The following is a 12,770-nucleotide window of genomic DNA, read 5'->3' on the forward strand; positions in this document are numbered from 1 at the left end:
TGGCTGTACTTTCTCAAAAGGAAGAGAAAATATTTGAGAAATTCATGGTGGAGGGGTGGCAAATTTACCTGGAGATGTCTCGGCAAAAAACGCGCAAGTCAAATATTGCTGGAAAAATCAGAATTTCTGGCGAGATTTGAGACAAAGGTGGCAAATTTTTCCTTGGGTTAGGTTTGTCTGAGACGTCTTTATCGTGGCAAAATATAATTACGCAAAAAATTTTTATAGGTTAGTGAGATGGGAAAATTTAGTATTGGAGAACATTCGGGGTTTATCTTTGAAAATGGATTTAATGTCGGAATTATTAATCTGCTTCAAGCATATAATATTCCCGGAAAATACGATATTTATCTACCTTTTTTACAGAGGTTAAAACTAAGGAGTTTAGCAGAGGCGATCGCTGATGATACTGGTATTGTTTCTCCTCCACAAAGAGATGAAGTTTGTGATTGGATGTTTCACATATTTGCTACGGGTTTTGTCAAAGCAAATATTTTGGTTGATAACTGGTTGCGTCATATTAAATGGGGAAAATATAAACCAGTGTCTAAAAGTAAACCGGAAAAGTGGGAAGCAAGAAATGTGACTGTTGAATATTTCCAATGTTGTTTTTGGGATAACAATACTATTCAGCAAATAAGTAAGAATGAAAATGGAGAAAACTATTCTCTAGATATTCCTGCAAAACAACTGGGGATAATACCAAACCCTGAAAAATATAAAGGTACGGGAAAATTTTTAAACTCAGACTGTATTTTACTGCTGAAACAAAAAGATAGTCGTACCCAGGAAGATAGATATGCTTTATTCGTTGCCGACTTATCAATTTTTGTGCTGAAAGAATTAATTGATATTAAACCTCTCAGAAATTATGAAACTATTGAGAAAATTATTTCTAAAGAGTACAACTACCGTCGGGGTAAAAGTATTTTTTCTCAGGTAGGAGTCGATATCGGGAATGAGGAAAATTTACTAGAGAATAAATATGGAGATTATTTGCTCAGTTTACTGCCAAAATTTGATGAGAAAATTAATGCTTTTCCCAAAACTGATAAGGAAATAGTCAAAATTATTCAAGCAGGAAGTTATGCAGATAATTTTATTGAATTTGCCCAAGAAAATCAGATATTTAATTCTTCTGAATTATCCCATATTCAGGTTTTAGGAATTAGCGATCGCTTGGAGCAAGCAGTTACTGGTAATGGCAGTAATCAAAGTTTTCTAACTTTTCTCAAAAATTGTGGTTCTTTGTACAAACAAGTCAGGGAAAAAAATTCGGAGGCAGCTAGGAAAGAGATTAAAAATAAAGTGTTTAATCAAATATTCAGGGAGTTTGAAAATAATTTTTCACGGGATTTTATTCGAGATATTAAACCTGATATTCGCACAGAGAAAGAAGAGTTTCATTTTTCCTATAGCGAGGAAATAGATAAATTTAAAAATACGGCAAATGAGCGGGATAATCACAAACAAGAAGTTATAAAAGCTTTAAGTCAAGAGGATAATTTGCTCTTACTTCAAGCTGCCCCCGGAATAGGCAAGACTACGGCGGTGGTTGAGTTTCTTCAACAATTAAAAAGTAACTATTTATTTATTTACCTATCACCTAGAATTTCTGTCAATCAAGATATACAAGAAAAGCTGAAATATCAGGATAAAAATGTCAGTCAAAATCTTATTTATCTTCAAAGTAATTCAAATTTAATCCGCGCCAATGGAGGAAATAAAGCTGTAAGTTGTATTAAAGGTAGTCTGGTAAATTTGCCTCAATCTACAAGTGTTAAATTTCTGGAAAATGAAGATTTTGATAAGAGCTATAAACAAATAGCATCTAGAGAATCTCGCGATCGAATTGTTCCTAATGAAAATCTAAATAGAGGAGTTTTAGATTCTATTTTTTCGGCAATAACTGATTTGATAAATTTCTATAAAAACCAAGATATGGGAATTAATATAGTAGCTACATCTGCCATACAGTCTCTCAAGAAAAATGCCGAAACTGGTAGATTAACATTAGACCACTTTGACAAAATATTTGATGCTGCTTATGACAAAAGAGAAAATCGAATTTTACCCAAAAAAATGCAAGAAATCTCCAGAGTAATTCCTAATATCATAATTATGATTGATGAAATTACTGGCGATGATGGAGGCGTGTATTTTTTCCATGAATTAATCAAGAAACTACAGAAATATGAATTGTTAGATAATCGACATAAATTTAATACTAAAATTATCGTGGCAGATGCTTCCCTTGCTGATATTTCAGTTGCTAATGATTATTTACAATCTCAAAACCCGGAGTCAAGCAAAATTTATATTCGTCCGGGTAGAGGAAATAATAATATTCTGCAAAGGTTTACATTTGATAAATTACAAGGATGGGCAATAAATACTTCTAGTTATCCTGCTAAAAGTCTCAATGTTGAATACGATATTCTGATTAATACCTTCAAGTTTGAAAACTTAGATAAGGAGTATAAAGTCAGAGATAAATTAGAGAAAAAACAAAATCAGAGATTATTAGATGATATTGAATTGAGGATGGCAAAAGAGCCGACTATTGTTTATATTCAAAATAAAAGAAGACTCGAAGAAATTATCGATAATTTGAGAAATAGACTCACAGCTCAAGGCAAAGATTTTAATGAAAAAGAACATTATCTAATAATTCATTCTGATATTTTAGACAGAGCTTCTATCTCAGAATATCAAGATAAAGTAGATGTGATTTTTATGACTGCCAGTGCTTCAAGAGGATTATCTTTTAAAAGAGTGAGACATATATTAGCAGTAATTCCTAATTTTGAAATAGAAAGAAATTTGATGGAAATTACTCAACTTATCTATAGAGGTCGTGGAGATATAAATATAGAAAAAAATCAAGAAAAGTATCTCAAATTTTATATTGGTTCTACATTATTATATAGCTCCGAAAATCGGGAATTAGCATATAAAGAAAGTCTCTCAAATTTATTAATATTAATGGCAACTCTCCAAGCTGCTGTAAAAACTCGTATATCTGGAACTGCAAATATTGGTAAGTTTGATTGTGCTGTAATTCCAGTTGGAGGAAAAGCTATTTCATCCCCTGGTCAATCAATAGGAGAAACTATTTCAGAATTTGTCAATGGTCTGAGAAAAACTTATATAAATACTGGTTTTAAAGATGTTGTTGTTAACAGATTAAAAACCGAACTAGAAAAAATATTTGCTGTGGAAGAAAGAGAAATTCAAAAGCAACTAAATAGTTATCTCGGTTTAATCGATAAATTTCAGAAGTTTCATCAAAATAATGGGTTATTTAGTGATTTTTTGGCAATAGGAAAATTACAAAATGCTTATATAAATGGTGGTTCTATCTTTATACCCTTAAATAATCAGGGTACTGAGAATTATCAAATTAGTCTTAGTACAATTAACAATATGAATTTACAGCAATTATTTAACGATTTAACTATAATTAGTAAATCTGAAAAATATCCATTAAGTCTTCAAAACGGAGCTAAAGATGTATTAGATATTATTCGGAAAATAGAAAATTTAGAAGAGTCACAAACTTTAAGAGATGAAAAAAGTTTTTCTGACCAATATTTAGCTATCCATACATCGACTCTTACTATTGGTAAACTACCTGAAACAAATAACTTAGAATTTAATCCAATTAAAGAGAAAATCAGAGAAAAATTTCAGCGTTATATTAAATCAATGTATTCTAGCAATAGCTTTCTACCTGTAACTAAAAACTTTGAAAATTTTCCTTATTTAAGTTTTCGTTCTCTAACATTAGACAGTCAATGGCATCGACTTTTCGACCAAAATCTTTTAGTAGCTTCCCCAGAAATTAATACTCTATCTTTGATGCTTTCTAGTACCGATAAATCTGAGAAATATAGCGATTAGGAATCAGATGTGAGAATTGAAATTTTCTTTAAAAGTAGAGAATATAGCAGTTCTTAGAAGCTGTTTGTAAACTTATAAAAACCTCTCTCCTGCGAGGGAGGATGGGGAGGATGGGGAGGATGGGGAGGAAGAATTCTGTCTACAGTCTTCACTTATTTGTGTCTAATTCAATACATTTTTCTCCCGAAAAAGCCGAACCAAGACCTACCCATAACTTGTCAATAATGCCCAAGTTTTATGTTAAGAAAGATGTTTATAAAGCATAGCTTTCAAAGGCAGGAGGCAACAAAAAGTCCCCCTTTTCAAGGGGGATTTAGGGGGATCGTAAATGTACCTCATCTTTATGAGAAATGCTATATAAGGTTGATAAAATTACTGAGGTACAGTTGTTTTTCTGATTTTCTATTCCCACCGAACAGAAATTATTATTTCCTATTCCCTATTCCATTTCAAATACCTAAATCATACTTAGCAACTTCAGCCATAGCCAACAATTTTTCCTCCCATTTTTTCCCTGTATTTTGTTGTAAATATTCTGCTAAAGAACCCCATCCATTTGACTGTAAATACAAATGAGTAGCAATTTGATGTTTACAAACATTATGACGATAAACCATATCAGGACAACTACAACCAAGATTATTTACCTCAGCTACAGTTCCTTTAATTGGATTCCTAACCACAGAACTAACAGCCGTCAACTCAACTTCTAACTTTTCTAAAGCAGCTCGATTATATCTTTCAAGAAAAGCGTGTATTTCCGAATAAACAATAAAATACTTGCTATTTTCTGCATTTATGTTAATCCCATAAGTCTGAAAATTATAACTTATGATTTTGCTAAAATGGCGCTGTTTAATTTGCAAAAAACAAAGCAAACAATTCAGAAATTTTGCTTTAGATAAAAAAGTGCTGCACCGTCCTTTTGAAGTTATATAAACTATTTGGGGAATTTGAGCAATCCCAACAAGTTTAATACTTTCAATCTTAATTTCTAAGGGCACTAATGGCTGAATTTCTGAATTTAATTTTTCGGAAAAATGAGTGGATTTAATACCAATGCAATGAACCATGATATAATCCTCTTGTGATTTAACTTTTTGATCCAGGCGCTCTATGAAAAAGCCAATTCAGATGAGCGCCTTTCATATTACAATTATACTTCAAAAAACAGGAATTGACAACTATTGAAAGTTACTTCCTATAAAAGACTAAAGTCTTTACTACAAAAAAAATAAATCTCATCCAAATCTCAACCAAAAATGACCACACAAATCAAACCAAATCTTCTCAGTCAAGAAGAAGCATTATCCTTAGTAGAAACAACCGTCAAAAAATCTGACGCCGAAGGTATTTTCGTTAGTCTGAGCAATAATGAATCATCCTTAACTCGTTACTCAGAAAATCAAATTAGCCAAAATATTAGCAAAACAAAATTTGAACTTAACATCACCAGTTATTTTGACACTCGCAGCGCCACTGCTTCAACCACCGAACTAGATCCAGATGCCATTACAGCAACCATTCGCCGTTCCGAGGAACTCGCCCGTATCGCCCCACAAGATCCAGAATGGGTGCCACTGCTCGAACCCCAACAATACGAAAATCGGACTCCGGCCTTTGATGATTTGACTGCTACTATTTCCCCACTGGCACGAGGCGAAATAGTCCAAAAAGTATGTTCCATGAGTGCCCAAGCAGAGGTAGATGGATCTGGGACTCTGAGTACAGATATATCTTTAGGAGCGATCGCTAATTCACTTGGGTTACGCGCCTGTAATAAATATACAACAGCAGACTTTAGTTTTACGGCAAGAATCGAAAATGGTTCTAGTTGGAGTCGTAGCACTGCCTGGGGTATAAATCAACTACCGACTGAAAGTTTAACTGAAGAGTTGATTAACCGTGCCTTTGCTGCTCGTAACCCCAAAGAAGTTAGTCCCGGTGTTTATCCCGTGATTTTCAGTAGCGCTGCTTTAGCTGATTTATTGATTTGGCTAATATTTAATTTGGATGCACGAGCAGCAGATGAGGGGCGATCGTTTATGTCGCGTACTGACGAAACTGGAAAACCAGAGGGCAACCGAGTCGGGGAACAAATGTTTAGTCCGTTGGTACAGTTACAACGTTATCCTGGTCATCCTTTATTGCAGTTGGAGAATTTTTGTGGTGATGGGTTGAGTAATCATTATCTGGAAATAATTAAGGATGGTGTGCCACAAACCTTATCTTATAGTCGGTATTGGGCAGCTCAACAGGGCAAGCAAGCTACTGGTTCTATGTTTCCAATAGTGATGCAGGGTTCTGAGGAAAGTTTGGCGGATTTGATTTCCCGGACGGAACGAGCTATTTTGGTAAATCGTTCCTGGTATGTGCGTTATGTGAATCCGCGTACTTTGGAGGTAACGGGGATGACGCGGGATGGTACTTTTTGGATTGAGGATGGGAAAGTGGTTTATCCCATTAAAAATTTGCGGTTTAATCAGGTTTTGCCAGATATGTTGCGGGATGTGGATGCTGTGAGCAAACTAGATCGTTATGGTAATAGTGTTGTACCTGGGGTGAGAGTGAAGGCGTTTAATTTTAGTAGTGTGACTGATAGTATTTAGGCAGAAGGCAGGAGGCAGGAGGCAGGAGGCAGGAGGCAGGAGACAGGAGACAGGAGGAATGGGAATTTTAGAGGAGATAGTCGGAAAAATTGAGGGACAATTTTTCTGCCATAATCATCCCAAAATACTAGCTTTTTGGCGCTCAAAGCTCAAAAAGCTGGTACTTTTTAAGGACTCAAAAATGCTATAACCTTTACCAAAAAATGAGGTCTAAAGCCTCCCCTTGGATAGGGGATGAAAAAAATATTTAATTCAGTATTTCAAGCCTCCGACTTCAGTCGGAGGTTCACTCTCTACTGATAACTGATAACTGATAACTGAAATGACCTGTCAATGCTTTTATATTTAATCAGCAGAGCAATATTTAGGCAACAGGGAGTGTGGAGGGGTTGTAGGAAGTGTGGTTAACGAAGTCAGAAGTCAGAAGTCAACCCACCCCTCACCCCTCCTCGGAGGGGAAGTCAGAAGTGGTTTTTGTAACGGGGATTAGAGCAACGCTCCAAAAACATTTCGCCTTAAAAGGCGGGGCTTTAAACCCAATTATTTTGGTAAAATCATGGAATCAGAATAAAATGTATTTTGAAAAATATTTACTCTTTCGACATAAGAATTTAATGGCAAATACATAGTTTCTCTCTTTTGTCAAGTTTTATGTTAAAAAAAGATGTTTATAAAGCATAAGCACCTTTTAAGGGGATGAAAAAAATCAACTTCAGTATTTCAAGGCTCTGGTTTTAGAGACTGTTTGTAAAAGGAATATTAAATCTAGGCGTAGTAGCTTGTCTAGCTTGAAAATGTGGGTAAATTTGAGTCAATGAAAACCTCTCCCCCGACCCCTCTCCTGCTTTTGAGAGGGGAGAAATGATCCCCCTTCCCTACCCCCCCCTTTTTCTTAACATAAAACTTGACAACATAGACAAGTTATGTTTTATAGCTGAGAAAGAGTTGCTTAGGACATGGACTGATGATGAACCTTAGACTGGGAAATGTTTTTCTAACTGTTCCCTGTTCCCTGTTCCCTGTTCCCTGCTATAGTTTTGAATCGGCTTTTTCAGGAGAAAAGTGTATTGAAAAACACACTTTTTTATGAATGTAGACAGAATTCTTCCTCCCCCTCCTCCCCATCCTCCCCATCCAGACCACCCTCCCACAAGGGTTTCAAGAGTTCCTTATAAGGGATAGCTTGTCATTGGGGGGCAGGGGGGATAGGAAGGGGGTTAGGGGGTTAGGTTTGACCCATGCCCTCAGCATAAATGCCTTTTGCTATAACTGAAAAAGGCTCTGGCTTTACTTCGAGATACTGATAACTGATAACTGAATAAATATGCCAAAAATTCATAATAATTTAAGAATATATGAACGAATATTTTCCTTAAGTGGTGAAGCTATATGTTTATTAGATACCAATTATAACTACCAATTAGTTAATCCAGCATATCTCAAATTAACTAATCAAGAATCTGAACAAATAATTGGTAAAAATATCAAAGAAGTTTTGGGAGAAGAAACATTTGAAATTTTTTTTAAACAACCATTTAAAAGATGTTTGGCAGGAGAAACTGTAGAAATTCAGGGTTGGATCGACTTAAATCTGATTGGTCAAAAATATATAATTCGTACTTATGCACCCTATTATGATGAAAATGACAAGATTACTGGAATTATAGCTAATCTGCGAGATAAAACAAATTTTCAGGAAGCAGAAAGAGCTAGGCAAGAAAGCCAAGAATCCTTCCAAAAAATCTTTGAAAATACGACAGAGGGAATTGCTATTTGCTCGCTTACAGGAAAATTTTTACAAGTAAATCAGATTTTATGCGAGTTTCTAGGATATTCTGAAGCAGAATTTTTAAACCTAAATTATCATCAGGTAACACAACCTAGGAATCAAGAATCAGCATCAATCCTAATTGAACAACTTATTTCTCAGGAAATATCCTCTTTTTCCCTGGAAAAACAATATATTCATCAAAATGGAACTTTGGTTTGGGGGCAAGAAATAGGCTCAATAATTAGATACCCGGATGGATCTCCTAAATATTTACTGTTAGCGGTTAAGAATATTAATTCTGAAAAATTAGCTGAACTCATTCAACAACAAAATCAAGAACGACTACAACTGGTAGTCGAAAGTTCTGGAGATGGTTTTTGGGACTGGGATATAACTAACAATGAGGTATATTTTAGTCCTTGCTGGTTGAAAATGCTAGACTACCAACCAGATGAATTACCACCCAAGGTAGAAACTTGGGAAAGCTTGATTCATCGAGAAGACAAACCAATGGTAATGGAAACCCTCAATGATCATCTCAAAGATGATTCTATTGCCTATAAGTTTGATTATCGGGTGCGGACAAAATCTGGAGCATGGAAGTGGATAGCAAATTATGGCAAAGTTATAACTAGAGATAGTCAAGGCAAACCGCTGAGAATGGCAGGAATACATCGTGATATTAGCGAGCGCAAAAAAACAGAAGTAGTGCTGCGCGAGCAAGAAAAAACAATCCGCGCTCTAGTGGAAACCATACCCGATCCAATGATTCGGATGAAACAGGATGGTACAAAAATTGAGCTGATCGGTCAAAAAATATTTCAAATGCTGACTTCAGACGCAGAAACTAACACTGAAAACTTAGTAGATTTATTTATTGTTCCAATATTGCAACAGCTAACTCAACTAGCTCAACAAACTTTAGCAACTCAAAAATTACAAACATTAGAATATGCTGTTACCCACAAAGGGGAAGAGAAATTTGCAGAAGCTCGGATCGTTCCTCTCACAGAGGATGAAGTATTAGTGTTGCTGCGCAATATTACTGAGCGTACCCAGCAAGAAACCCTACTCAGAGAAAGTCGAGAATTACTAGCTGAAACTCAAAGGATTTCTCATATCGGTAGTTGGCAACTAGATGTTGCCACTAAAAAAATCACCTGTTCAGAAGAATTATTCAAGATTTTTGGCTTCGAGCTAGCAAATGCAGAACCTAGCTATACTGAATATTTCCAGTATATCGAGCCAGAAGATGGAGTACAACTGCAACAATGTATTGATGAAGCAATAGCTTATGGTACTTCCTTTAAAATCGACTTAAAAATATTTAGAACCGATGGTACTACTAGATATATAGAATTACGAGGAGAAGGGATTAGAGATCGAGAAGGAAATGTGATCAAGGTATTCGGAACCGCCTTTGATATTACCGATCGCCAAAAAGCCACAAAAATCCTAGAACAACAAGAAGCAGAATTAAAGATTTTTGCTCAAAATCTCCAAGAGAGTAACAAGCAACTTGCTCAACAAAAACAAATGCTAGCAGATATTTTAGATGGGTTGCCAATACCGATCATTCTCAAAAGCTATGGGGAAAAAGAGCGGATCGAATTTCACTTTTTGAATCAAGCAGCAGTCATAAATTTTGGTTTACAAGGAAAATCTTTGTCAGAAATTAAATATGAGGATTTATTTGGTGAATACTCTATGCTGTTTAAGTCTGACGATCTAAAGGTATTAAAAACAGGCAATCCCATGATTAAAGAAGACAGTTTTAATCATCCATCAGGAAAAACATACCATATGATCTTAAATCGAACATTGATCCAAACAGGAGATAAAAATCAAGATCAATTATTGCTTGCTTGTGCTATTGATATCACAGAGCGAAAAAATTTTGAAAATGCGTTGCGTAAAAGTGAAGCCAAATTCCGGGAACTAACAGAAAATATTGACCAGGTGTTTTTTGTTTTGTCTGAGGAAGGAGAAGTAATATATATTTCACCTGCTTATGAGAAAATTTGGGGTAGAAGTTGCGCTAGTATGTATAAAAATAGTCGATCGTGGTTATTGCCTGTTCATCCCGATGACATTTCGACTTTGGTAGCAGCTTTCGATATTCATCTTGAGAACCAGAAATCTTTTGATGAAACCTTTCGGATACTTCGTAATGATGAGGAAATTCGTTGGATTCAAGTCAGATCGTTTCCCCTATATAATAATACCCAAAGAGTTATTCGCTTCACCGGTATTGCAGAAGATATTACCCAACGGAAACTAGCAGAGGAAACCTTGCGACAACAGCTTGAGCAAAGTCTTTTACTCAAGCGCATTACTGATGATATTCGTAGTAGTTTGGATACAGAAAAGATTTTCCAAATTGCTGCCGAGCAAGTAGGGCAAACTTTCCAAGCAAATCGTTGTTCGATTCATTTCTATATTACTGAACCCGTGCCCAAAATCCCCTGTGTAGCAGAACACCTACTAGGAGAAGTGGAGTCAATTTTAGATATAGAAATACCAATAGCAGGAAATCCTCATATGCAAAAGCTGTTGACTCAGGAAACTGCTATTGCCTCAAATGATGTTTATGCCGATACCCTACTACAACCAGCAGCAACTTTTTGCCGTCAACTGCAACTTAAATCAATGTTAGTAGTAGGGACTTTTTATCAAAGTCAGTTTAACGGAGTAATTGGATTACATCAATGCGATCGCTACAGAGAATGGACAAACAGTGAAATTCAATTAATTGAAGCAGTTGCATCTCAACTAGGAATTGCCATTGCCCAAGCTAATTTACTGAAACAAGAAGTTGAACGCAGGAATGAATTAGCTGAAAACAATACCGCCCTCAAACTTGCAAAACAACAAGCTGAAGCAGCTAACCAAGCTAAGAGTGAGTTTCTGGCAAATATGAGCCATGAAATTCGCACTCCTATGAATGCAGTCTTAGGTTTTTCTGAATTGCTGCAATCTTTTGTTACCGATCCCGTAGGCAAATCCTATTTAACTTCAGTGTTAGTAACTGGTAAAACTCTAATGGCTATAATTGATGACATTCTAGATTTATCAAAAATTGATGCCGGAAAGCTAGAACTGAATTATGAAGCTGTTGATATCACTTCCATAGTTCAGGAAATCCAAGAAATATTTATGGCTAAATCTGCTGATAAAGGGTTAAATTACTACATGGAGATTTCCCCTACTTTACCTAATGCAATTTTATTTGATCGAGTCCGACTGCAACAAATCCTGTTCAACCTTATTGGAAATGCTATTAAATTTACTGAAAGTGGATATATTAAGGTTGCTGTCAATTCAGACAAAGTTGAAAATATTCAAAGCGATCAAATTGGTTTAGAAATCTCTGTAGAAGACACAGGAATAGGCATTGCGCCAGAAAAACAAAAGCAGATTTTTGAAGCTTTTACTCAAAGTGACAGTACAACCAGTCGCAAATATGGAGGTACAGGGTTAGGTTTAACCATTACTCGTAGTCTTGTAGATATGCTAGGCGGTACAATTAAACTAGAAAGTCAATTAGAAAAGGGGAGTAAATTTATCCTCAGTTTTCCCAGAGTTAAAATTACAAAGATGTCTGTAAAATCTAACTTATTAGCAGAAAAGGATAAGAATTTACAACAGTTTGCCCCTTTAAAAATTCTAGTGGTTGATGATATAGCTTCTAATCGCAATTTAATTGCTGGATATTTTGATCAAACATCTCACCAACTGTTTTTTGCTAGCGATGGGCAAGAAGCAATCCAGATCGCAAAAGCACAACTCCCCGAGCTGATTTTTCTCGACTTGCGAATGCCTCGTATGGATGGTAGAAACACAGCGTTATTCCTGAAGCAAGATGAGCAAACAAAACACATAGCGATCGTGATCTTGACTGCTTCATCAAAAATTGAAGATGAGAATGAGTTAAAGTTTTTGTGTGAAGGGTTTATCCGGAAACCTGTCAGTTGTGCTCAAATGGTGGCAGAAATGAAGAAAATTTTTCCGATTATTTCTGCTGCTACTACACCTGAACTTGAGATAGAAACATTCGATAATTTTACCGAAACAAAGGTAATTTCAGGGCAACCAATACGATTAGATGAATTACTAGATAAGCTGAATATGGAAGCAGAAACTAATTGGCTAAAGTTGCGCCAAACTTTAGCTATAAATGATTTGGAAAAATTTGCAGCTCGTTTAAATGCTTGGGCAGAAGAACATCAGTGTCAGTTATTACAAGAATATAGTCAGAAACTAATTCAAGAAATTGATGATTTTGACTGGGATAAAATTCCTGAAACTATTGATCAGTTTACTATAATATGTGATGCTTTAAAATAGATCATATAGCAATTCCCAAGAAGCGTGAGGTACAAAATTCCTTGGTTTTAGGGAACAGGGAACACTTAACTGGGAACAGGGAATAGGGAATAGGGAATAGGAAACAGGGAATAGGAAATAGGAACAAATAAAGATAGGTG

At 35.6% G+C, this 12,770-nt stretch carries 4 protein-coding genes; 3 read left to right on the plus strand and 1 reads right to left on the minus strand.

The window, feature by feature from the left end:
* Positions 1 to 237 precede the first annotated feature (237 nt).
* On the plus strand, positions 238 to 3,903 hold the full coding sequence (locus F6K40_RS34140; RefSeq protein ID WP_293142763.1) for a hypothetical protein: 3,666 nt from the start codon (positions 238 to 240) through the stop codon (positions 3,901 to 3,903).
* A 449-nt stretch (positions 3,904 to 4,352) separates the two neighbouring features.
* On the opposite strand, the gene F6K40_RS34145 is transcribed toward F6K40_RS34140, so the two are convergent.
* Positions 4,353 to 4,976, minus strand: a complete 624-nt coding sequence (locus F6K40_RS34145) for a hypothetical protein (protein WP_293142765.1) — start codon at positions 4,974 to 4,976, stop codon at positions 4,353 to 4,355.
* A gap of 189 nt (positions 4,977 to 5,165) precedes the next feature.
* Between F6K40_RS34145 and F6K40_RS34150 the strand changes: the two genes are divergently transcribed.
* Positions 5,166 to 6,512 carry a TldD/PmbA family protein gene (locus F6K40_RS34150; RefSeq protein WP_293142767.1) on the plus strand — a complete coding sequence of 449 codons (1,347 nt, stop codon included), beginning with the start codon at positions 5,166 to 5,168 and terminating at the stop codon, positions 6,510 to 6,512.
* Between the two features lie 1,324 nt (positions 6,513 to 7,836).
* Complete coding sequence (locus F6K40_RS34155; RefSeq protein WP_293142768.1) at positions 7,837 to 12,630, plus strand: PAS domain S-box protein; 4,794 nt, start codon at positions 7,837 to 7,839, stop codon at positions 12,628 to 12,630.
* Positions 12,631 to 12,770 lie beyond the last annotated feature (140 nt).

Origin of the sequence: Okeania sp. SIO3I5, assembly GCF_010672085.1 — a bacterium.
Taxonomy (GTDB): Bacteria; Cyanobacteriota; Cyanobacteriia; order Cyanobacteriales; family Microcoleaceae; genus Trichodesmium.